Annotated in this window: 20 protein-coding genes, 1 other RNA gene and 3 pseudogenes; 18 read left to right on the top strand and 6 right to left on the bottom strand. The window is 62.7% G+C overall.

The annotated features are described in order from the left end of the window. From prfB to WAN02_RS05885, 11 genes are all read left to right on the top strand, one after another. Positions 1-771: peptide chain release factor 2 (gene prfB / locus WAN02_RS05935; protein ID WP_422263236.1), on the top strand; the 771-nt coding region annotated here is incomplete at its 5' end. Then, complete coding sequence (locus tag WAN02_RS05930) at positions 761-1,741, top strand: mechanosensitive ion channel family protein (RefSeq protein ID WP_422263235.1); 981 nt, start codon at positions 761-763, stop codon at positions 1,739-1,741. The genes prfB and WAN02_RS05930, both read left to right, overlap by 11 nt. Continuing rightward, positions 1,741-2,196 carry a hypothetical protein gene (locus WAN02_RS05925; RefSeq protein WP_422263234.1) on the top strand — a complete coding sequence of 152 codons (456 nt, stop codon included), beginning with the start codon at positions 1,741-1,743 and terminating at the stop codon, positions 2,194-2,196. Before WAN02_RS05930 ends, WAN02_RS05925 begins: the two co-directional genes overlap by 1 nt. Positions 2,197-2,266: 70 nt before the next feature. Further along, entirely contained in the window at positions 2,267-2,956 is a 690-nt protein-coding gene (gene ftsE, locus WAN02_RS05920) for a cell division ATP-binding protein FtsE (protein WP_422263239.1), read from the top strand. Further along, positions 2,957-3,850, top strand: coding sequence for a permease-like cell division protein FtsX (gene ftsX / locus WAN02_RS05915; protein WP_422263233.1), 894 nt, complete (start codon positions 2,957-2,959; stop codon positions 3,848-3,850). Between the two features lie 2 nt (positions 3,851-3,852). Then, the gene (smpB, locus tag WAN02_RS05910) at positions 3,853-4,347 is read left to right on the top strand and encodes an SsrA-binding protein SmpB (RefSeq protein WP_422263232.1); all 495 of its coding nucleotides are present in this window, start codon (positions 3,853-3,855) and stop codon (positions 4,345-4,347) included. After that, complete coding sequence (locus WAN02_RS05905) at positions 4,344-5,192, top strand: EamA family transporter (RefSeq protein ID WP_422263238.1); 849 nt, start codon at positions 4,344-4,346, stop codon at positions 5,190-5,192. The genes smpB and WAN02_RS05905 overlap by 4 nt, the downstream gene beginning before the upstream one ends. Continuing rightward, positions 5,189-6,034 carry an EamA family transporter gene (locus WAN02_RS05900; RefSeq protein ID WP_422263231.1) on the top strand — a complete coding sequence of 282 codons (846 nt, stop codon included), beginning with the start codon at positions 5,189-5,191 and terminating at the stop codon, positions 6,032-6,034. Before WAN02_RS05905 ends, WAN02_RS05900 begins: the two co-directional genes overlap by 4 nt. Positions 6,035-6,056: 22 nt before the next feature. Continuing rightward, positions 6,057-6,887 carry a maleylpyruvate isomerase family mycothiol-dependent enzyme gene (locus WAN02_RS05895; protein ID WP_422263230.1) on the top strand — a complete coding sequence of 277 codons (831 nt, stop codon included), beginning with the start codon at positions 6,057-6,059 and terminating at the stop codon, positions 6,885-6,887. Between the two features lie 79 nt (positions 6,888-6,966). Continuing rightward, positions 6,967-7,335: a transfer-messenger RNA gene (ssrA, locus tag WAN02_RS05890) on the top strand. A 28-nt stretch (positions 7,336-7,363) separates the two neighbouring features. Further along, positions 7,364-7,465, top strand: a complete 102-nt coding sequence (locus WAN02_RS05885) for a helix-turn-helix domain-containing protein (protein WP_422263237.1) — start codon at positions 7,364-7,366, stop codon at positions 7,463-7,465. Between the two features lie 909 nt (positions 7,466-8,374). Here the strand turns inward: WAN02_RS05885 and WAN02_RS05880 are convergent. Together WAN02_RS05880 and WAN02_RS05875 are read right to left on the bottom strand one after the other, a co-directional pair. Further along, the gene (locus WAN02_RS05880; protein WP_422263229.1) at positions 8,375-9,004 is read right to left on the bottom strand and encodes a hypothetical protein; all 630 of its coding nucleotides are present in this window, start codon (positions 9,002-9,004) and stop codon (positions 8,375-8,377) included. Positions 9,005-9,401: 397 nt separating this feature from the next. Further along, a pseudogene (locus WAN02_RS05875) lies at positions 9,402-9,470 on the bottom strand (hypothetical protein); the annotation flags it as partial. A 275-nt stretch (positions 9,471-9,745) separates the two neighbouring features. On the opposite strand from WAN02_RS05875, the gene WAN02_RS05870 reads away from it, so the two are divergent. From WAN02_RS05870 to WAN02_RS05850, 5 genes are read left to right on the top strand one after another with little or no spacing between them, the layout of a single operon-like run. Beyond that, the gene (locus WAN02_RS05870) at positions 9,746-10,582 is read left to right on the top strand and encodes an SDR family NAD(P)-dependent oxidoreductase (RefSeq protein WP_422263228.1); all 837 of its coding nucleotides are present in this window, start codon (positions 9,746-9,748) and stop codon (positions 10,580-10,582) included. 31 nt (positions 10,583-10,613) lie between these two features. Continuing rightward, positions 10,614-11,999, top strand: coding sequence for an aromatic ring-hydroxylating oxygenase subunit alpha (locus WAN02_RS05865; RefSeq protein WP_422263227.1), 1,386 nt, complete (start codon positions 10,614-10,616; stop codon positions 11,997-11,999). 32 nt (positions 12,000-12,031) lie between these two features. Continuing rightward, positions 12,032-12,592: a 3-phenylpropionate/cinnamic acid dioxygenase subunit beta gene (locus tag WAN02_RS05860; protein WP_422263226.1), complete on the top strand. Its 561-nt coding sequence runs from the start codon at positions 12,032-12,034 to the stop codon at positions 12,590-12,592. 27 nt (positions 12,593-12,619) lie between these two features. Beyond that, positions 12,620-13,675: an amidohydrolase family protein gene (locus WAN02_RS05855; protein WP_422263225.1), complete on the top strand. Its 1,056-nt coding sequence runs from the start codon at positions 12,620-12,622 to the stop codon at positions 13,673-13,675. 17 nt (positions 13,676-13,692) lie between these two features. Next, complete coding sequence (locus WAN02_RS05850; RefSeq protein WP_422263224.1) at positions 13,693-14,595, top strand: VOC family protein; 903 nt, start codon at positions 13,693-13,695, stop codon at positions 14,593-14,595. Between the two features lie 240 nt (positions 14,596-14,835). Here the strand turns inward: WAN02_RS05850 and WAN02_RS05845 are convergent, their stop codons facing one another. The 3 genes from WAN02_RS05845 to WAN02_RS05835 form a co-directional block, all read right to left on the bottom strand. Further along, positions 14,836-16,509 (bottom strand): AMP-binding protein, encoded by a 1,674-nt coding sequence (locus tag WAN02_RS05845; protein WP_422263223.1) that lies wholly within the window; start codon positions 16,507-16,509, stop codon positions 14,836-14,838. After that, positions 16,488-17,378 (bottom strand): alpha/beta hydrolase, encoded by an 891-nt coding sequence (locus WAN02_RS05840; RefSeq protein ID WP_422263222.1) that lies wholly within the window; start codon positions 17,376-17,378, stop codon positions 16,488-16,490. Before WAN02_RS05840 ends, WAN02_RS05845 begins: the two co-directional genes overlap by 22 nt. A 145-nt stretch (positions 17,379-17,523) precedes the next feature. Then, positions 17,524-18,264, bottom strand: a complete 741-nt coding sequence (locus WAN02_RS05835; protein ID WP_422263221.1) for an SDR family NAD(P)-dependent oxidoreductase — start codon at positions 18,262-18,264, stop codon at positions 17,524-17,526. 164 nt (positions 18,265-18,428) lie between these two features. Between WAN02_RS05835 and WAN02_RS05830 the strand changes: the two genes are divergently transcribed. Beyond that, positions 18,429-20,297, top strand: a complete 1,869-nt coding sequence (locus WAN02_RS05830; RefSeq protein ID WP_422263220.1) for a helix-turn-helix domain-containing protein — start codon at positions 18,429-18,431, stop codon at positions 20,295-20,297. A 237-nt stretch (positions 20,298-20,534) separates the two neighbouring features. Continuing rightward, a pseudogene (locus tag WAN02_RS05825) lies at positions 20,535-22,199 on the top strand (FAD-binding protein). On the opposite strand, the pseudogene WAN02_RS05820 reads toward WAN02_RS05825, so the two are convergent. After that, positions 22,161-22,426: pseudogene (locus tag WAN02_RS05820) on the bottom strand (enoyl-CoA hydratase); the annotation flags it as partial. The pseudogenes WAN02_RS05825 and WAN02_RS05820 sit on opposite strands and share 39 nt — an antisense overlap. Between the last annotated feature and the right edge of the window lie 100 nt (positions 22,427-22,526).

Genomic DNA, 22,526 nt, shown 5'->3' with positions numbered 1-22,526 from the left:
GTGCGAACGCTGCTCTCCGGGGAGTACGACGAGCGGGAAGCCTTGCTCAACATCCGCTCCGGAGCCGGCGGTGTGGACGCTGCCGACTGGGCCGAGATGCTGATGCGGATGTACGTCCGGTGGGCTGAGCAACACAAGTATCCCGTTGAGGTGTTCGACACGTCTTATGCCGAAGAGGCCGGGATCAAGAGCGCCACCTTCGCGGTGCACGCTCCCTACGCGTACGGCACGCTGTCGGTCGAACAGGGCACTCACCGGTTGGTGCGGATCAGCCCGTTCGACAACCAGAACCGACGGCAGACGTCGTTCGCCGAAGTCGAGGTGCTGCCGGTGGTGGAGACGACCGATCACATCGAAATTCCCGAGGGTGATCTGCGCGTCGACGTGTACCGTTCCAGTGGTCCTGGCGGTCAGTCGGTGAACACCACCGACTCCGCGGTTCGCCTGACTCACATTCCGACGGGTATCGTCGTGACTTGCCAGAACGAGAAGTCCCAGCTGCAGAACAAAGTTGCGGCGATGCGGGTGCTTCAGGCAAAGTTGTTGGAACGCAAGCGTTTAGAAGAACGTGCCGAGCTCGACGCATTAAAGGGTGATGGCGGCAGCAGCTGGGGTAACCAGATGCGGTCCTACGTGCTGCACCCGTATCAGATGGTCAAGGACCTGCGTACCGAGTACGAGGTGGGCAACCCGGCGGCCGTTCTCGACGGAGACATCGACGGATTCCTGGAAGCGGGAATCCGGTGGCGTAACAGAAAAGATGACGACTAAAAACACGTATCTGGCGACAAGCACCGCGCAGCGCTGGCACGACTTCTGGCACGGCGAAATCGGCCAATGGTTCATCTCTCGCGGTCTGCGGGTGATCATGCTGGTGATCGTCGTCATATTGGCGGTCCGATTCGTCACCTGGGTCGCCGATCAAATCGCCCGGCAACTCGACGAACGTTTCGTCGAGAGCGATGCGTTGGTGCGGTCGGAGGCGAGCAAGCACCGGCAGGCATTGGCGTCGGTTGTCCAATGGGTGTCCATCGTCCTCATCGCGATCTGGGGCATCGTCCAGATCGCCGACGTCCTCGACTTCTCCGTCAAGGGTTGGGTTGCGCCGGCGACCGTCATCGGTGCCGCGCTCGGCTTCGGCGCTCAGCAGGTGGTCAGGGATCTGTTGGCGGGGTTCTTCATCATCGTCGAGAAGCAATATGGTTTCGGTGATCTGGTCACACTGACCGTGGTGTCGACGACCGAAGCCAGCGGCACGGTCGAGAATGTGACGTTGCGGGTGACCCGGCTGCGTTCCCCGAATGGTGAGGTGTTGACCATTCCGAACGGCCAGATCGTCCAGGCGGTCAACCAGTCCAAGGACTGGGCGCGCGCGGTCATCGACATCCCGGTCTCGACCAACGTCGACCTCAACCGGGTCAGCGAGGTGCTGCGCCACGAGTGCGAGCACGCTCTGGAGACCCCGGCGCTTGGCGAGTTGTTGTTGGATGCGCCCACCTTGATGGGCGTGGAAAGCATTCAGGTCGATACCGTCACCCTGCGGATGGTGGCTCGCACGCTGCCCGGTAAGCAGTTCGAAGCCGGCCGTCAGCTGCGCGTCCTGGTGATCCGGGCGCTGGCCCGCGCGGGCATCGTGACTGCGGCTGATGCGAAGGTCGGCGTCGTCGACGGCCCGGGTGTCGAGGTGGCGGCTGCCGAGCAGGAGGAGTACGAAAAGTCCCACGATCCGGTTCAGCGCTGATGAAACTCACACTCAACGTTCTCGAAAATCACGGCCGCGATGCGGATCGGCACTGGCCGAGCTACATCTTCGGCGGGCGTGTCCGGACGTCGACGCTGGTGTTGATCATCGCGTTTTTCCTTACGTGGTGGGCCTACACCACGTACCGGCCGCTCCCGCCGCCACCGGTGGTGCCGCAGGTCGTGCCTCCCGGTTATGTTCCCGACCCCAACTACACCTGGGTGCCGCGCACCAAGGTGCAGCCGCCTACGTCCGAAACGCCGACCACTACGGTCCCGACCACGACGCCGCCGACCACGCCTCCTACGACAACGCCGCCGCCGCTGATTCAGCTGCCTGTGCTGCCGCCGCCGTTCGGTCCTGGTACGCCGACCCCCACCACTGGTCCGCCCGGCCCCGTTCCGGCCCCGGCGCCCGCACCCGGGCTGCCGCTGCTGCCAGGTCTGCCCGGATGAGGCGTCCTGCCTCCTCGGCGCGCCGCGTCATCCGGACACCTGACGTTCACGGTTACACTGGCGACCCGTGATGATCACCCTCGACCGTGTTACCAAGCAGTACAAGTCGTCGGCGCGCCCAGCCCTGGACAACGTCAACGTGAAGATCGACAAGGGTGAATTCGTCTTCCTGATCGGCCCGTCCGGTTCGGGCAAGTCGACGTTCATGCGGCTGCTGCTGGGGGCCGAGACGCCAACCAAAGGCGATGTCCGGGTTTCGAAGTTTCACGTCAACACGCTGCCCGGGCGGCACATCCCGAAGCTGCGCCAGGTGATCGGCTGCGTCTTCCAGGACTTCCGCCTGCTGCAGCAGAAGACGGTGTTCGACAACGTCGCCTTCGCGCTCGAGGTGATCGGGAAGCATCCTGACGTGATCAACCGGGTGACACCCGATGTGCTGGAGATGGTGGGGCTGTCCGGCAAGGCCAGCCGGCTGCCGCACGAGCTCTCCGGCGGGGAGCAGCAGCGGGTGGCCATTGCCCGCGCGTTCGTCAACCGGCCGCTGGTCCTGATCGCCGACGAGCCCACCGGCAACCTTGACCCGGAGACCAGCAACGACATCATGGATTTGCTCGAGCGGATCAACCGCACCGGCACCACCGTGCTGATGGCCACCCACGACCACCACATCGTCGACTCGATGCGACAGCGCGTCGTGGAACTGTCGCTGGGCCGGTTGGTGCGAGACGAACAGCGCGGCGTGTACGGGATGGACCGTTAAGTGCGCTTTAGATTTCTTTTCAACGAGGTCCTGACCGGTCTTCGTCGCAATATCACCATGACGGTCGCGATGATTCTGACCACCGCAATCTCGCTCGGCTTGCTCGGCGGCGGTCTGCTGGTGGTCCGGTTGGCCGATAACTCGAAGGCCATCTACCTGGATAGGGTCGAGACGCAGGTCTTCCTCACCAACGACATTTCGGCCGACGACGCCAACTGCGAGAGCGCGCCGTGCAAGGCGCTGCGCGAGAAAATCGAGAAGCGCAACGACGTCAAGTCGGTGCGGTTCCTCAATCGCCAGGACGCCTACAACGACGCCATTCGCAAGATCCCGCAGTTCAAGGATCTGGCAAGCAAAGACGCTTTCCCGGCGTCGTTCGTCGTCAAGCTCGAAAACCCGGAGCAGCACGCGGAATTCGATGCGGCGATGCAGGGCCAGCCCGGAGTCGACCATGTGCTCAACCAGAAGGAGCTGATCGACCGGCTCTTTGCCGTGCTGGACGGCCTGTCCAGCGCTGCGTTCGCGGTCGCGTCGGTTCAGGCGGTCGGGGCAATTCTGTTGATCGCCAACATGGTTCAGGTCGCGGCCTATACGCGGCGCACCGAGGTTGGCATCATGCGGTTGGTCGGCGCCACCCGCTGGTATACCCAGCTGCCGTTCCTGGTCGAGGCCATTGTGGCGGCGACGGCCGGTGTGATCATCGCCATCATCGGGCTGCTGGTGGTGCGAGCGCTGTTCCTGGACAGTGCGTTACGTCAGTTCTACCAAGCCCATTTGATCGCCAAGGTCGACTATGCCGACATCCTTTACATCTCGCCGCTGCTGCTGTTGGTCGGCGTCGTGATGGCCGGGGTCACGTCGTACGCAACGTTGCGCCTGTACGTGCGGCGGTAGCGGTGGCCAAAAAGTCGTCGAACAAGTCTGCGCCGGGCCGGCAGATTCTGGCGACCAACCGCAAGGCTCGACACAACTATTCGATCTTGGATGTGTACGAGACCGGGGTGGTTTTGCTCGGCACTGAAGTTAAAAGCCTGCGAGACGGTAAGGCGTCGTTGGCTGATGCTTACGCGACCGTCGATGACGGCGAAGTCTGGCTGCGTAACCTGCACATTCCGGAGTATCACCACGGCAGCTGGACCAACCATGAACCGCGCCGCAACCGGAAACTACTTCTCCACAGGCACCAAATCGATGTACTCATCGGCAAAATCAAGGATGGTAACCTCGCGCTCGTTCCGTTGTCGCTGTATTTCTCCGAAGGAAAAGTCAAGGTGGAGCTTGCATTAGCGCGTGGTAAGCAAGCACACGACAAGCGGCAGGACATGGCCAAGCGTGACGCTCAGCGCGAAGTGATTCGCGAGTTGGGCAGGCGAACCAAGGGCATGAGCTGATCGGGGCGGCCTACGCCCAGCTCTCTGCGGTCAGCTACGGCGTCAGTGATTTCGTCGGGGGCGTAGCGTCCCGGCGCGCGGCTGCGCTGCGCATCATGCTGGTGACCTATCCGCTCGCCACGTTGTTGCTCGGATTGCTGGCCTTCGGCGCCGGCGGACCGATCCATCCCGGTGCGGTGCTGTGGGGATCGCTCTACGGGATCAGTCAAGCGATCGGGGTCTACTGGTTCTACGCGGCGGTGAGCGCTGGACCGATCTCCGTGGTGTCGCCGTTGGCCGCGGTGCTCAACGCGGCCGTGCCGGTCGGTGTCGGCGTTGTGCTCGGCGAGCGACCGGGGGCAATCGCCTCGTTGGGTGTGTTGCTGGCGATGTGCGCGGTGATCCTGGTCAGCCGCGAGTCGCCGGATGACGAAGACGTGCGGACGCACCGATTCACCAGCAAGGTCGCGTGGCTGACGATTGGGTCCGGCGTGGCCTTCGGCCTGGATTTTGTGCTGCTGCACCAGGCTCCCGTGGTGTGCCGGATGTGGCCGCTGTTCTTTGCCCGCGCCGCGGCAACCGTCTTGGTGGTGGCGGTGGCCGCGGCCAGCAAGAATTTCCAGCTCCCGTCCAGCACGCCGTTGCGGCTGGCGGTCCTCGCTGCGCTGCTCGACACGTGCGCCAACGTCAGCATGCTGTTGGCGATTCAGAAGTGGATGCTGTCGTTGGCCAGCATCTTGATCTCGCTCTACCCGGCGACCACGGTCATCCTGGCGATCATCGTGTTGCGTGAGCGAGTGACGCGCTGGCAGGCCATTGGCATGGCGTTGGCGGCGGTATCGGTGAGCATGATCGCCGCAGCGTGACCGGCGTCGTGCTGGCCCTGCTGGCGGCGATCGGTTTCGGCGTCGACGACTTCGTCGGCGGTATCGCCTCGCGACAAGTGGCCGCCATACGGGTCGTGCTGGTGTCCTACCCGATCGCGATGGTGCTACTCGGTGTGCTGGCCGCCGTCATCGGCGGGCCGATCTCTGCCGGCGCCGTGATCTGGGGCTCGCTCGGTGGCATCGGCCAGGCCTGCGGAGTCTGGTGGCTATACGCGGCCCTCGGCGCCGGCCCGATCTCCGTCGTCTCGCCGCTGACAGCAGTACTGACCGCAACTGTGCCCGTGGCGATCGGCATTGCCATGGGGGAGCGGCCCGGCTTGGTGGCTGCGGTGGGCATCGGGCTGGCGATGGTCGCGGTGGTACTGGTCAGCAGGAGAGCCACTGACGACGACGCCGCGCCACACCGGTTCACCACGGCGGTGGCCTTATTGACGATCGGCTCCGGTGTTGCGTTCGGGCTGAACTTCGTGCTGATGCATCAGGCGCCAGTCGAGTCCAAGTTGTGGCCGCTGCTGTTCGCGCGGATATCGGCCACCGTGCTGGTGATCGTCGCGGCCGCGGCCAGCCGCAATTTGCGGGTCCCGTCGGGGAAACCGTTGAGGCTCGCGCTAACCCTTCCGGTACTGGATGCCGGCGCCAATGTCGCCATGCTGCTGGCGCTGCACGCGTCGTTGCTCTCGCTGAGCGGTGTCTTGATCTCGCTGTATCCCGCTGCGACCGTTGTTTTGGCGATGGTGGTGCTGCGCGAGCGGGTAACCCGCTGGCAGGCTCTCGGCATGATCCTGGCGGCAGTATCGGTCAGCATGATCGCCGCGAAGTGACGTCCGTCTAGCATCAGGCGACATGGGCAGCATCACCGTTCTCGACAAGTCCGACGTGTTGTCGGGTCTATTCGGCACCTGGGACAGCTTGGATGTGTTGCTCAGCGGGTTGTCTGAGCAGCAATGGCAGACGCCGACGCCGCTGCCCGGCTGGTGTGTGCACAACGTGGTCGCCCACATCGTGGGCACCGAATCTGTGTTGGAGGGTCTGAGTTTCCCCGACGCTGATTTCGATGCCTCGACGCTGGATCATGTGCGCAACGACGTCGGAGTGGCCAACGAAGCCTGGGTTCGTCACCTCAGTACCGAATCCGGAGCAGCGCTGCACGAGCGGTTCCGTTCGATCACCGCCGATCGGCGGCAGCGTTTAGCCGACATGTCCGTCGACGACTGGAACGCGCCGACTCCGACTCCGGTTGGTCTGGAGAGTTTCGGGCGATTCATGCGGGTGCGGCTCTTCGACTGCTGGATGCACGAGCAGGACATCCGCGACGGCGTAGGCCTGCCGTCAACCGACGCGCAGTTGAGCGGCCCGGAGGCCCGCCAGTCGCTAGACGAGATCGCGGCGACGATGGGCTACGTCGTGGGCAAACTCGGCAAGGCGCCCGAAGGGTCGCGAGTCGCCATCGAATTGACCGGGCCGATGGCGCGGACCATTCGCGTCGCCGTCGACGGTCGTGCACAGGTGGTGGACGACTTCGGAGGGTCCGTCCCGACCACGATCATCCGCTTGGACGGCCTGCTGTTCACCCGGTTGGCCGGCGGGCGCACCGACGATACGGCCGGCGTCGAACTCGGCGGCGATACGGCAGTCGGTTCGCGCGTGATCGAGCATGTCAATTTCGTGATCTGAACCGGGATGAATGGTCCCTGACCTGCCGTTGAAAAGCGCGTACTATGAGTTGTCTTGCCGAAAATCGGCAGGGGTGCGAGGGGCTGAACGGTTTCGACTTCGCGCATCGAATCAAGGGAAGCGTGCCGGTGCAGGCAAGAGACCACCGTAAGCGTCGATGCAACCAATTAAGCGCCGTTTCAACACAGCGCGACTACGCTCTCGCTGCCTAAGCGACAGCTAGTCCGTCAGACCGGGAGAGCCCTCGACCCGGACCCTGGCGTCATCTAGAGGGACAAACCTACGGGTTCGGTCGCGGGGCCCGTGGGGACATCAAACAGCGACTGGGATCGTCATCTCGGCTTGTTCGCGTGACCGGGAGATCCGAGTAGAGGCATAGCGAACTGCGCACGGAGAAGTCTTGAGGGAATGCCGTAGGACCCGGGTTCGATTCCCGGCAGCTCCACTAGAGGACAAGCTGGTCAGAGCCGCAAGCTCTGGCCAGTTTCTTTTCTCGTCATACCGCCAAGGACGTTGCCAAGTATCTCAGTGTCAGCCGCGCCACGCTGTACCGATATTTGGGCGACGAAGCTGCCTAGCCCCTCTCGCAGCAAGCTGCAAGAACCGTCGAATTTGAAAGGCGGAACCACGCACACGGACTACGCGATGAAGCACGACAAGTGGTACAAGCTTAGGCAGCGCGACTACACGCTGACACATGGGTCGGCGATGACCAGTTGACGTATCGGATCGTGCACCTGAAACCGGGGTGGGTGCTCTCCCGGATGGTGGCGGGGGCCGGGCTGCTGATCCTGAACGGCCCGAAGAAGACACTGCACGAGGCCCAGTCCGCGGCCGAGGCGGACTGGAAAGTGGGGCTGCAGCGATCCATGACCTACCGCTCGCCCCCGCTCCGAGCGCGAGCACTTTGCCTAGCAGCACGCTGCCCGCGTCAGGCAGCTCGCGACATTCCCACCGATAGGGAGGTCCATCACCGGCCTGGCCTTCGTTTTGACCGATCCTGATCAGGCAGTTCATCCGGCCTTATTGGTGTCGCGTGCCTTGCACTTTCGTCACGATGTAATCGGGCCTCGAAGGCTTAGGCGGGATGAGACCGAACTTAGAAGCCGTGACAGGCTGCTCGCGCCACGACCTGTTCGTCCGTGAGCATTTCATGCCGGTCTACGGATTGCTGTCCGGCCGACACCCGGAGGCACGACCTCGTATCACTGACCCAATTGGGGACGCGCCGCCTGAACCCGTCGGAACCGAATACCTGCTACTCGTCGCCGGGCCGGGGTAACTTCGCCCTTTAGCAACCGACGCGAGGGGGACTATCCGCGCCATGGCGAAGACGAATGCGAATCTGATCGGGAAGATCGCCGACCTGCTGCGCGGGCCGTATCAGCCCAACTAGTACGGCGATGTGATCTTGCCGTTTACGATCCTGCGCCGCCCCTCATATCTGTTGCCGTAGCTGGTCCTGCCGCCGGGGCTCGCTCCCTCGCTTACAAGCCATCGATCTTGGCGAGTTTCCTGCCGGCCTTGAGGTACACAACCCCGCTCCCAACTTTCAGGTCGACACTTGCGAGTGCGGCAAGCACTGCTTCATGTAGAGGACGCGCGATGTCATCCTCAGCCAGGCTTGCCATCTTCTGGCCGCTGCCGGTCTCCATTACGGCGCGCAGCCCGTTCTGCTTGGCGAGCCGCCGGCTGGCGGACATGCTTGCGGTGAACTTCAGTACCTGGGTCAGCACGGCGCCTACCGTTTCCCCGCCGTGGGTGGCGTCGATTGTGGGCAACGAGTCGACCTCGGTGAAGCTGCGCTGGGAGAACTGTGCAGTGAAGTTGCGGCGGGCAACCATCGCCACATCGCGACCGTGCAAGGCCGCGACTGCTTCGCCAGCGACGATCTTCTTGAGGTCCATCGGATGCAACGTCTTGTCGTTGATACGGGCTACGGCGGCGTCCACCTCGGCGTCAGTCCACTCAGTCCACGCCTTGAGGTACGGCACCATAAGCCGATCGGGAACCGACATAATCTTGCCGAACATGTCGTCCGGTGTGGCGGTCAGGGGGATGTAATTTCTCTTACTCTTACTCATCTTGATCCCCGTACCATCGGTGCCCTCGATCACCGGAATCCGCAGGTAACGAGAGAGGTACTGAACGGGAACGAAACGTAGCGAAACAGCAGCTCAGACGGCAAAAGCCCTGGTAGAGGATCGGGTTCGATTCCCGGCAGCACCACAGAGGAAAAGCTCGTCAAGGCCAAAAGCCTTGGCCAGCTTTCTTTTTCATCAACCTCTTGTCAACATCGATGGTCAAAGCTCACCTCATGGTGTCGCTTCGGGCTGGCACCAGTAGGGACGGCAGCACTTATGTGCAGGTGCTGTACCGAATCGACGGCAAGCAGTCTTCGACCTCGTTCGAGGACCCGCCTTCAGCCAAGAAGTTCCAGAAGTTAGTTGACTAATTCGGGCCTGCCAAGGCGCTGGCTGCGCTGGGCGCCGATCCGGAGTTCTCGGCCATCACTGTCACGATCGTGATCGTTCCGGCGTACTCGGCGCGGCGCAGCTGCTCAGCCGTGCGCGACGCGGCCAAGCCGCCCCCGACGTGATGATGTCACCACTAGTGGTCACACGGACTTGATGCACGATCTGCGAGACGCTTCGAAGCAGACGGTCAATCGTGATCACTGCGCGAGGACGCCCCCGACAGGGGGCCACAGCGTGACATTCGGAGACTCAGGGCGGAGCCAACGCGAGCAATGGGCCGAGCCAACACGAGCAATGGTTTGTGATTCCGAGGAACTAAGCGCTGTATGGGTTGGCTATTTCGACATAGTGACACGGCAAGCCGAGCGCTTGACTGACGGGGTGACACTTCCGCCCAACGAAGGGACTCAGGATCGGGTGTTCCCAACTCTGGATGGCCGGGTCGCGATAGTGACGGGCGGTGCAAACGGTATCGGGCGGGGAGTGGCTGTTCGTCTCGCGGGTGCGGGCGCGAGCGTGGTGATCGCCGACGTAGATACCGCCTCGGGCACGCAGACCGCGAAAGAGCTCGCGACACGGGGACTCCATGCGCTATTTGTCGAGACGAATGTCAGCCGCAAGGCGGACATCACGGCACTGGTCGACACGACGTGTGATGCTTTCGGCCGACCCACGATTCTGGTCAACAGTGCGATCTGCCTCTCGCCGAATGTCCTCCTCGAAGATAAGACGGACGACGGGCTCGACAAGCTGCTGCATGTCGGGCTTTGGGCGAACTGGTGGGCGATGAAAGCGGTCTTCCCGGGCATGCGCGATGCGGGCGGTGGAAGCATCATCAACTTCCGCTCCATCGACGGTGAGGCCGGGGCTTGGCTGCACTCCGATTACAACATCACTAAGGAGGCGATCGGCGGCCTGACCCGCTCTGCCGCGGCAGAGTGGGGCCGCTTTAACATCCGGGTCAACGCGATCGCACCCGTGGCGAAAGGGACCGTCTTCGCCGAATTGCAGCGGGATCATCCGGAGATCGTCGCGTCTGTGATTCAGCGCACGCCGCTTGGCAGGATCGGCGAGCCAGAGGGCGATATCGGCGGGGTGGTTGCCTTCCTCGCGGGGGACGACTCACGATTCGTCACCGGTGTGACGCTCCCCGTCGACGGCGGCACCCACCTGGCGCGTTATGACTCACGGCCACCCAACCTTGATCCGTCAACCTGAACTCCCAATGAGAACCACGAACAGAGGAATGATGACAACAGACCAGGACATTCGCAGCAAGGACGTGCTGCTTTCCGACGGCACGCTGCTCAGCGAGTTGATCGACACCGCCCGCCACGAGGTTTCGCTGCGGGTGTTGGCCGACCCGGAGATCTACACCCTGGAAATGCAACGGTTGTTCGCCCGCACCTGGATCATGGTCGGCCACGAGTCTGAGATCCCGAATCCGGGTGACTTCGTCACCCGCTACATCGGCGAGGACAGTGTGATCGTGGTCCGGACCGCCGACGGCGGCATCGACATCTTGCTGAACGCCTGTACACACCGCAACATGCAGTTGTGTCGGACCGAGTTCGGCTCGACGACACAGTTCAAATGCCCTTATCACGGCTGGGTGTTCGGACAATCCGGACAGTTCCTGGGAGCGCCGTTTGAAAAGGAGATGTACCTCGAGGGTCTCGATAAGCCGTCGCTCGCTTTGCGTAAGGCGCGGGTGGACACCCTTGGTGGAGTGATCTTCGGCAACTTCAACCCGGAGGCGCCGTCTCTAAGGGAATTCTTCGGCGATTTCACCTGGTATCTGGAGTGCATCCTGTGCCGGACCGACGAGGGACTCGAAGTGGTCGGCGCGCCGCAACGCGCGATGGTGAACGCCAATTGGAAGGGGCCGGCGGAGCAGGGCAGTGTGGACGGCTATCACACTCTTGGCCTGCATCGGTCGATGTTCGAGATCGGGATGTTCGGCTCACTGGAGAACTCTGAGACCGCCGGGATGATCAGTGTCGACGTCAGCGCCAACGGTGGCGGTCTTCGGTGCTTGGACCTAAGTGTCCTCTTCCAGACGAAAGAGGGAACCGGAGCCACGACCACAGAAGAGCGATTGGCGATCATGCCACCCTTCGGACTGAGCCCCGAGATGGTTCCACAGCTGTACAACAATCTGTCCGACGGGCAGATCGAGGTCATCTCGAGCTATCCGCCCTCGGTTGGGCAGGCATTCTGCACATTTGAGTTCCTCCTCATTCCGGCCGCCTTGCCCGACGGCTCGGTGGGACCGTTCCTAACGCTGCACACCTGGGTTCCACGCGGACCTGAATGGTTTGAGATGTACACATGGGTTCTGGTTGAAAAGGGCGCACCCGAGGAGCTCAAGCGCCTCGGCCGCATCGCAGCGGTTCAAAACCTGGGCAGCAGTGGGCAGATCGAGCAGGATGACGGCGAAGCATGGCCCTCGCAGTCAAAGGCCGCACGCGGACATATGGCCCGTCAGGGGACGTACAAGTACCCCGCTCAGCGTGGACACACCCCACCCGAGGGATGGCCCGGACCGGGCGAGGTGAGGTTCGGCTTTACCAGCGACGACGGCCAGTGGCAGTGGTGGCAGCGCTACTTCCGCTTCTTGCTGGGCGAAGAATGACCGTGCCGACTCAACCCGCGAAAGGACTTTCGATGACGGTTACAGCGGACGCGCGTAGCGCCGTTCAAACCCGTGCAGGAAATCGCATTCGAGTGGGGGAGTCGGTGCACAACGATGCGACCGACTTCCTCTATGAAGAAGCACACTTCCTCGAGATGGGGAAGTTCGAGGACTGGCTGCTCATGCTCGATGAAGACATCGAATACGTGGCGCCGGTCCGTCGGACACGTCTGCGCCACGAGGGCAGCGAGTTCGACCCAGCGATGAAGCACTTCGAGGAGACAATCGACACTCTCAAGCAGCGGGTCCGTCGCCTGCAGACGCGGTACGCCTTTGCCGAGGATCCACCGTCGCGGACGCGACGCCTCGTCACCAACATTCGGGTGCACGAAACCGATGTGCCAAATGAGTACGCGGTCGCGAGTTCCCTTCTGGTGCTTAGAAATCGGACTGACGATCCGACCTTCCATCTCCTGGCAGCACTGCGCGAGGACGTCCTGCGACAGCACCCGGAGGGTATGAAGCTACTGCGCCGAACAATTCTGTTGGACTCGGCCGCGTTGCCGACGCACAACCTTGCCATCTTCCTCTAACTTCCGCCTGCTCCGAAGGGTCCATTCATGCTGATCGATCTGCACGCGCACAATCTGCTACCCGACATGTTCGACCACGATCCACATTGGGGCCCTTTCTTCGTGCCCGGCGAGGGAGGGCGATGGAACATCCGGGTCGGCGACTGGGTGCTCGATTTGGTCACCCCGGAAGACCTGGAGAAGGCGCAGTCGGGCCACGCACCCTCGAAGGAGGCCGGTCTCAGTGGCATTCCCAGTGATCCGCTGTTGCGCTTGGAGAAGATGGACACGGCCGGCATCGACCGGATGGTGCTGTCCCTGCCCGCTCACCTGTACATGTATTGGACCGCCCCCGAGGTGAACATCGACTACGCCCGAAAGGTCAACGACGCGAACGCCGCGTACTGTGACACGTCCGACCGTTTGGACTTCTGGGCACACCTGCCGCTGCAGGATCCGACGGCGTCGGTCAGCGAGCTCGAGCGCGCTGTCACCGAGCTCGGTGCCCTTGGGATTGGCATGGGCGGGGCCAACGTTGGCGGTCTAGAAGTGGATGATGAAGCGATGTGGCCGGTGTGGGAGAAGGCCTCCGAGCTCGGGGTTCCCTTATTCGTGCACGGCCACAACCAGTCCTGCTCCTGGGGTGCCCGGGCGGCCACGGAACGCTACGAGCTGACGTCGATCGTCGGAATGCCATACGACGAGACCGCACTGTTCTGGAACTTCATCTGTGGTGGTGTGTTGGACCGGTTCCCGGAGCTCAAGATCTACATCACCCACGGCGGCGGCTACGTTCCCTACCAGCTCGGCCGCCTGGAGGGAACCAACGAAGTGCTTGGTGACCGCAAGAACAAGATGCCCGTGCGCGAATACCTGCCCAACTTCTGGTTCGATCCCCTCGTGCACTCGCTGTCGATGCGTAAGGCGATCGTCGACGTGATCGGAGTCGACCGGCTGGTGTACGGCGACAACTTCGGCGGCAGCGACGGGACGCGCGAGGATCTCACCGACAACCTCGGACTCAGCCCGGAGGATACCGAGAAGATCCGTTCCGGAAATGCTCTGTCACTGATCAGCCGTACCTCAGCGCTCGCTACCCCCTAATTACGGAGAGGCTGGACGTGGACATTCTTGGTCTGGGGTATCTCGGATTGGAGTCGCCGAACGCCAAATCGTGGCGTGAGTACGGACCCGAGGTTCTCGGAATGGGACTCAACGAGGATGGGCCGGACGGCGACGTCGTTCTGCTCACGATGGACGATCGGCATCACAGAATAGCGGTCCGCCAGGGCGACACCGACCGACTCGCCTATCTGGGGTGGGAGACCAGAGACCGATTCGCCTTCGAGGCCGGAGTAGACAAACTGCGCGCGGCAGGCATCGCCGTCACCGTTGGTGACGAGGCGATGGCCGATGAGCGGGCCGTGCATGGGGTGGCGCAATTCGTCAGCCCCGACGGATTCACCCATGAGATCTACTACGGACATTCCTTCATGACACATTCCTATCGGCCGGGTCGGTCGTTCGGGGGATTTGTCGCCGACAGTTCGGGATTGGGGCACGTGGTGTTGATCGTGCCTGAATTGACCGAAGAGATCACGCAATTCAATCGTGACGTTCTTGGGTTCGATTGGTTCGGATACGGGATGTACCGCGGAAGGGCCGAGTTCTATCGCCCGAAGCTGCAGCGACGCACCCACAGCATCGCCTACATCGCCGTGCCCGGTCGGCACGGCATGGACCACATCGGTTTGGAAGTGCGGGAACTCGATGATGTCGGGATCGCCCAGGATCTCGTCCGGGATCGGGGGTTGCCGATCCACATGACCATGGGTAGGCACACCCAAGACCCGTGTATCTCGTTTTACAGTTACACGCCCACCGGCGGGAAGATCGAATACATCTGGGGTGGCGCGGAATATCCACAGGAAGAGTTCTTCGAGACGAAGGCCGCCCGGCTCAGCGTATGGGGCCATCACGTCGAGGAAACGAAGAGTGCTTCAACGGTCGGTCCAGCCGGTTGAACGTCCAGCAGCCAGTTCGGTAGGCCAAACGGTTTGCACTTCGAGATGCAGAACGGTGATACGCAACGTCGACTTGGTCTGCGAGCGGCTCCTACCCCTGTTGGGTGCATCTGCGGCCGTTGGTACTTGATGCGAAACTGCACTGAGCACGGGGGTCGTGCATCCGACGCGGGCTCCATGGCCGGGTCGAACTGCGGATCGTCGCTGATCGGGAAACGCAGCATTGTGCGTAACTCGTCCTCACTCGCCAGGTTGGCAGCACGTGTCTATGCGCGACTCCATGTTCAGCGCCCGCTGCACCAGCTCGCGCAGTATGAACTTTTGAATCTTGCCGCTGGCCGTGCGGGGCAATGCGTCGACCAATTCCACTCGCTCGGGCAGCTTCTGGGCAGCCAGACCGCGAGTGCGTAACCCCGCCACGAGCGACTCGAATGTCGGCGTCTCATCGCCGCCGGGCACGACGAACGCGCACACTCGTTCGCCTAAAATGGGATCCGGCATACCAACCACGGCTACGTCGGCGACTTGGGTCTGCTCGAGCAGAAGATCCTCGATCTCCTTGACACTTAGATTCTCTCCGCCGCGGATGATTATGTCCTTCTTTCGCCCCACGATGGAAATGTAGCCGTCATTGTCAAGGGCTCCGAGATCACCGGTACGGAACCACCCATCGCGGGTGTGGTGGCTACCCGGGGAGTCGCTCACCAGGTAGCCGAGGAACTGTTCGGGGCCACGAACAAGTATCTCTCCCACAGTGTTCGGTGCGACTTCCAGATCGTCTGCATCGACGATCTTGATCTCGGTTGCACCAACGGCACGGCCGTCGGTAGAGGCCCGTTTATCGATGTCGTCGGCGAACCCGCAGGCGGACACGGTCGGGTGCTCGGTTGAGCCGTAGACCCGCACCACGCAGCATTCGAAACGCTGGGTGGCGTCGCGGACCAGTTTGGGGGGAACGTCGGCGCCCCCGCAGGCGAAGGCGCGTGTAGTCAGCCGGCCCCCCGCCGGGTCGGGTTGCTGAATGAGGCCATGCAGAAAAGGAGTGGCACCCACGGTGAAGCTCGCTGAGTGTCGCTGAATTATGTCGGCGGCGGCTGCCGCGTCCCACACATCCTGCAGCACTACCGTCGATCCCAGGAGTATGGGCAGATGGATACCGTAGAGAACACCGGTCACGTGCGTCAACGGCGACGGCATGAACACGGTGTCGTGTTGAACGAGGCCGAATAGCTGCACGACGCTGCGTAGTTCGTGGTCGAGGGTGTTGTGGCTGTGCACCGCGCCTTTCGGGTCGGCGGTGGTGCCGGACGTGTACAGAAGGAGGACTGGATCGTCCGCGGAGCGGACCTTGGAGATCGCCGCTCCCTCACGTGGGTCGATGTTGAGCAGGGCATCGAACTGGACGCAACCATCCACGTCCCCCCGGACGATGACCACGTGTTCGAGGTCGGGTACGTCCAGATCAGCGACCATGCCGGGATAGTCGAAGCCGCGGAAGGACTTTGGGACCACCAGCAGCTTGGTTCGTGCCTGCCGGAGGATGAACGTCACTTCGCGCTGGCGATATATCGGAACGATCGGGTTGCTGACTGCCCCAAGACGGATGATGGCGTGATGGACCACGATCGCCTCGTACCAGTTCGGCAGCATCCACGAAACGACATCGCCCGCGCCGATCCCGAGCCGGCGAAGTCCGGCGGTCATGGACGCCACAGCGGCGCTCAACTCGCTGAAACACACCTCGCGGCCTGCATCGATGACGACCGTATGGTGCGGATGACGCGCCGCAGCATCGTCAAGGTAGGAATCGAGGAGCACACCCCGCCACAGTCCCGTAGCGGTATAGGCCCCCGCCAGCGGCGACTGGAGATGCTCCCAGCGGTGGGCATCTCTCAGAGGTGCGCCGAAAACCATGTGGCCGCTTCTGTGGCCGCCAGCGCCAACCTGGACAGGTCACTGTATAGCGTCATGTGAGACGTATCCCCAACGACCACAAGCTTCTTCTTCACGGTCGGGATGAGGTTGAACACCTCGATCTCCTTGTCCCACTGAGTAATATCGTCGTGGTCGGCGACGATCATCAACGTCGGAGTGTTTTGGATACGGCTGATGTGGGGGTAGATGTTGTAGTTGATGAGGTACTCAACCGAGGCGATGGTGTTCCAATGCTCGTGGGCAGGCGCGGAGGACGCCTTGAGGTCCTCGAATACCGGGCGAACCTCAGGGAACGGCCACGTAGAGAGTCCGTCAGCGGGTGGACCCGACATCGGCATCGTGCCATATTCACCGGTTTGCGCACGCTTACGCCGGTCGTCCAGCAATTGGGCCTGCAGATCTCGAAACATCAAGGCGCCGTGGGATTTCTGCATGGTGGTGTATCCGTCGACAACGGCGATATTGGACACGATGCACTTCACCCGCGGATCGGTCGCGCCGACGGCCAGAACGTGACCACCGCTATACGAGATCCCCCAGATCCCGATCCGCTCGCTGTCGACCTCATCGACGGTCTCCAAGTAGGAGATCGCATTCTTGTAATCCTCTTGCTGGTCCTCGGGCACGAGGTGTTGTCGAGGGAGGCCGGTGCTGCCGCCGCAACGTCGGTAGTCGAAGATCAGACAGGCGTATCCCGCCGCCAGAAAGTATTTGGCGTACTCCGGTTGGATCAGTTCCTTTACGTAGCACCAGCCGCCAGCCATGACGACCGCCGGCAGGGGACCGGGCACGTCGTCGGGGATGAGTAGCAGCGCTTCGACGGTGTCCTGCTCGCTTTTGAACGTCACTGTTCGCTTCAGGGGAAGCTCCTCGGATCGGCTGGTTTTCGCCAGCGGACGGATTCTTTGCTGTCACGTTATCGGCGTCATGACGCAGATCAATCGTGATCAAGCACAACGGCGATCGGCACCGTTTGTGGTTTTGCGAAAAGGGCTACTGCGCGGTGTACCCGCCGTCGACGGGAATGACTGCACCGGTCAGGTACGCGGACTCGTTGGACGCGAGAAACACCGCCAGGCCCGCAATGTCGGCGGCAACACCGAGGCGTCCCATCGGAATTTGTGTGTTGAGCCGTGCTATGGCCTCGGGCGGAACGACATCAACAAAACTCTGCGTCATCGGTGTGTCGACAATGCCCGGCGCGATCGCGTTGACGCGCACGCCTGCAGGTGCGTATTCAACTGCGATCACTCGCGTCAGGGCGATGAGTCCTCCTTTGCTCGCGGCATATGCGGACATACCAGGAACGGCCACCAAGCCCTGCGCGGAGGCCATATTCACGATGGAACCGGATCCCGACGCAATGAGCGCCGGGAGTGCGGCGCGAATGGTGGTGAAGGCCCCCGTCAGGTTGACGGCGAGTACTTCGTCCCAGCTGTCGGACGAGTATTCCCCCGTCGGCACGATCGGTCCGGTAATCCCGGCGACGTTGCACAGGACGTCGAGTCCCCCGAAGCGCTCTAGCGCGCGACCTACCGCGGCCTCCATCGCGGGGCGGTCGGTCACGTCGGCCCGGACCCCGAGCACAGCAGAGCCTACTTCTGGCTCGCGCTTGGCGACGTCCACAGCGACAACGGACGCGCCCTCGGCGACGAACCCATGGGTCACAGCCCGGCCAATGCCCGACGCGGCACCGGTGACAAGTGCAACCCGACCGTGCAGACGCCCACTCATGTCCGGCCCCCTCCTTAGGTTCTGGGCTTCGGATGCTGAACCTACTTCCGGAACAACGTCACTCACTGTTAAACCCGGCCAAGATCAAGGCAGTTTCTTTGTGCAAATCACAACCGCGATGTTTACTGGTCGGGACTTCACCGCTTCACGAGGAAGTAGGCGGCATGGACGACGGAGCGCTGGCCCGTGTGTTGGATGAAGACGTTGAGTCGGTCGACTGGGGGCTCGAACTCGCGTTGGTCACAGGCCGTGCCACCCGGCCGAGTCAGGTCTACGAAGCGTTGGCTTCCCTGGCACGTGATCTTTGTGGACGCGGTAGCACGGCCGTCTTGATCGCGGATCCAGAGCACTTTCTGCGGGTCCGCGGCTGGTCGGGCATAGGCCAGCAGTTGGTCCGTGTGATCAACGATCGGCACCCGATCGCTATGTCCGATGAGGAAGTGGTTGCCCCTTCAGCGCGAGCGCTGCGGAGCAACCGTCCGATCTGGGTCCCCAATGTTCACGATGATCCTGGGTGCGCACCGTGGGCTGCGGCATTCGCGACCGAGGGGGTGCACTCTGTCCTCTCGGTCCCCGTGGGGACAGACGAGCGGCACCTCGGGGCACTCGAGTACTACCTTCCTGTGGGCCAACGACCGTCTGCGCGGAAGGTGGTCGTGCTTGAGCGCCTGGCCAAGGTGGGGGCGGTGGCCATCGACGTCGTCGTACGGCGCTTGCAGACCGAGCAGCTACTGCTCGAGCAGGTGCAGTTGAACCGCAAACTGCAGCTGCAGGTCGAATGGCGCAGACGGGAGCAGATGACCGAGGCGCAACTCATGGAGGTGTTCTTCGAAGCCAAGTCCCTCGATGCTCTGGCGCGTGTTTTAGCGACGAGTCTTGGGTGTACGTCGGTGGTGGAGGAGGTCGGGGTGCTCCACCCCCACACCGCTATAGCAGGTAGCGAATTGGTGCCGGACGCCGCTAGGGCCCTGGAATCGGGAAAGATCAGCTTGCGCGGACGGCGCCCACACCCGGCCGGTCGACCATCAATCATCAGCAGCGACCCCGCCACCGGCATGCCAAGCGGTCTTGCGGCACCGTCGCTGCTCGCGGGTGATCTCACAGGGTGGGTCAGCGCCTATCGGCTTCAGCCCTTCGACAAATTCGAGCGGCGAGTGGTGGCCCGAGCCGCACTGGTGATGGCAGCTCTCGCGCAGCGGCAGCGGGCCGAGCGCGAAGTCGAGTGGCGGCTGTCGCGCGAGTTCTTCGATCAGTTACTCGAGTTGAAGGCCGGTGTCGACGTCACCGCCGTGGTGGAGCGCGGTCTGAATCTCGGCGTGGATCTCCGCCAGCCGAACGTGTTGTTGATTTTCAACATCGCGAACGATCATTCCGACCGATCCGGCGCAGCTGATGATGTCAATGCCCGCACCACTCGCCTCATCGCGTCAGTGCAGCGTGCGGTTGACATTTCAGGCGCGGGTGGGGTGGCAATCGCCAGGGCTGATCATGTGGTCGTCTTGTATCCAGCGCTTTTGGGAAGCGAGCTGGACGAGCTCATCAGTAGGCTTCAAGATGAGATGCGGGCCGTGCGGATACTCGATCGGCTAACCATCGTGGTCTCCACCGTTTCTCGCGAGCCCAGCGATTACGAGCCAAACTATCGTGCGGCGCTCACAGCCCTTTCGCTCAAAAGGACTGGCTCCGAATGCCACAGGGTGGTTAGAGTGCCCGACCTCGGGGTGTACACGCTGCTGCTCAATGCGCGTCGACCCGACGAGCTTGCGGCATTTGCAGCGCAGACGATGGCAAAACTGCGTGAGTACGACGAATGCAACGGCACAGACCTCCTCAACACGTTACGGGTGTATCTCGAGGAGCGCGGAAAACTCGCTGCGACCGCCGACCGGTTGTTCGTCCACAGCAACACCGTGAGTTACCGCTTGGGTCGCATCCGAGACATCACCGGCGGACACCCGAGCGATCTCGACTTCGCCCTGCGCTTCGAGCTTGCCTTCACGATCGAGCAGCTGATGGGAAGCGATTCCGCTTAGCCACGATCGGCCTCTGTCATTCGTCCCAAAGCGGCCTAGCTGCTGTTTGGTTTCTTTCACTAATGGTTGTGCGCTGCTGAGCCATATCGTTGCCCCGTAGTGGCGTGGCTCACTGTCGAGCCCTCAGGGAACGGAGTGATCGTTGCCCTACCAACGGCTCGTACCGGCGATCCAGAAGACGAACACCGCGATCAACGTGCCGATCGTGAACCTCGGTCTGACCAAGCGGGTGCAAGCATGGTGAATTGGGACAAATCCGTCGACCTCTTGATCGTGGGAAGCGGCGGCGGCGGACTGGTCGCAACGCTGGTGGCCATCGACTCCGGCATCGAGCCCCTGGTCGTCGAGAAGCAAGGCTTGATTGGTGGCTCCACCGGAATGTCGGGCGGCATGGTGTGGCTGCCGAACAACCCGCTGATGCAGGCGGAGGGCGTGGCCGACTCGCACGCAGACGGGCTGGCCTACTTCGACGACGTCATCGGCGGCATCGGTCCGGCCTCGTCTCCTGCCCGCCGCGAAGTGTTCCTCAGCGCAGGCGTCGAGATGATCAACTTCCTGCAGCGCTTGGGCGTCCGGATGGAGCGGTGCCCCGGTTATAGTGACTACTACCCAAATAACAAGGGCGGCAACGCAGCCGGGCGTTCGGTCGAGGGCGTCCCCTTCGACGCTGCCGCGCTGGGCGACTGGAGCGATAGAATCCACCCGTCCATGGCCAAGAACTACGGGTTCGTGCTCAAGACCAACGAGCTCCGGTCCGTGCAGTACTTCAACCGTTCCCCGTGCGCCTTTGCCGTGGCGACGCGGGTGTTCCTGCGCACCAGGGCAGCCCGGCTGCGGCGTCGCGAGATCCTCACCAACGGCGCATCCCTCATCGGTCAGATCCTGAAGGTTCTGATTCAGCTCGGCAACGGTGATCCGCGGGTGTGGACGAACGCCGCGATGGACGATCTCATCGTCGAAGACGGCCGGGTCGTCGGCGCTCGCATCACTCGAGACGGTTCGGCACTGAATGTCCAAGCCCGCAAGGGCGTTCTGCTTGCGGCGGGAGGCTTCGGCCACAACGCCGACATGCGGCGTCAGTACAGCGCCGACCAACCCAATGAGGCGAAGTGGTCGATCGCCAACGCGGGGGACACCGGTGAGGTCCTGCAGACGGCGATGCGGCTTGGCGCAAAGACCGACCTGCTGGACGAGGCGTGGTGGTTGCCAATGGTCCTCGTCGCCGACCCGTTCGCGGCCTCGCTCGGCTCCGGACGTCAGCGCCCAGGTGCCATCTACGTCGACGGGACCGGCAGGCGGTTCTGCAACGAGTCGAACTCCTACGTCGAGGTGGGAAAGGCGATGTACGCCAACAAGGCGGTGCCATGCTGGCAGGTCTTCGACCAGGGCTACGTCGGCCGCTATGTCGTGGGCGCCAACCCGTTCAAGAAGCGCCGGGTACCCGAGGCGTTGATTGAGACGGGGGTCGTCAAACGCGCCGAGACACTCGCCGGACTGGCGGCCGAGATCGGCGTCCCCGCGGACGAATTGACGCAGACGGTGAAGCGCTTCAACGAGTTCGCCGCCCAGGGCCTCGACCCCGACTTTGGGCGCGGTCAATCGGCCTACAATGACTGACTCGGAGATCCGGGCCACCGGCCGAACGCCGCGCTCGGGCCCCTCGATCGCGCGCCGTTCTTCGCGACCAGGATCTTCCCCGGCGACGGCGGAACCTGCGGCGGCGTGATCACCAACCAGCACGCGCAGGTTATCGACGAGTACGACCGCGTGATCGAGGGGCTCTATGCGACGGGCAACATCACCGCCACGGTGATGGGTCGCACCTATCTGGGCGCGGGATGCAGCATCGCCAACACAATGGTGTTCGGCTACGTCGCCGCCCGCCACGCCGCCGGCCAGTAACCACGCGAGGGCTTCCTTGGCGGGAAGGGTTGGCGCGAGCAGCAGCCAGTCCATGGTGCGGTGCCGGTTCATGAGCAACCACGGCTCGATCATCGTGTGCCCGCCAGGCTCGCCGAGACTTTGCGCAAGCGGCATCTGGAAGTACGCGCCTCGGACGCCACACAGAAGTCGGTCAGCAGCCCGAGATAGATCCCGCCACCCATGCAGTAGCCGTCGCCAGCGGACACCCGAGCGATCTCGACTTCGTCCTGCGCTTCGAGCTCGCCCTCCCGATCGAGCAGCTGATGGGAAGCGATTCCGCTTAGCCACGATCGGCCTCTGTTGTTC

It is taken from the genome of Mycobacterium sp. (assembly GCF_049281135.1).
In the GTDB taxonomy this organism is placed as follows: Bacteria; Actinomycetota; Actinomycetes; order Mycobacteriales; family Mycobacteriaceae; genus Mycobacterium.
Note: the sequence above shows the minus strand (reverse complement) of the source record. Positions and strands in the feature narration are given on the sequence as shown.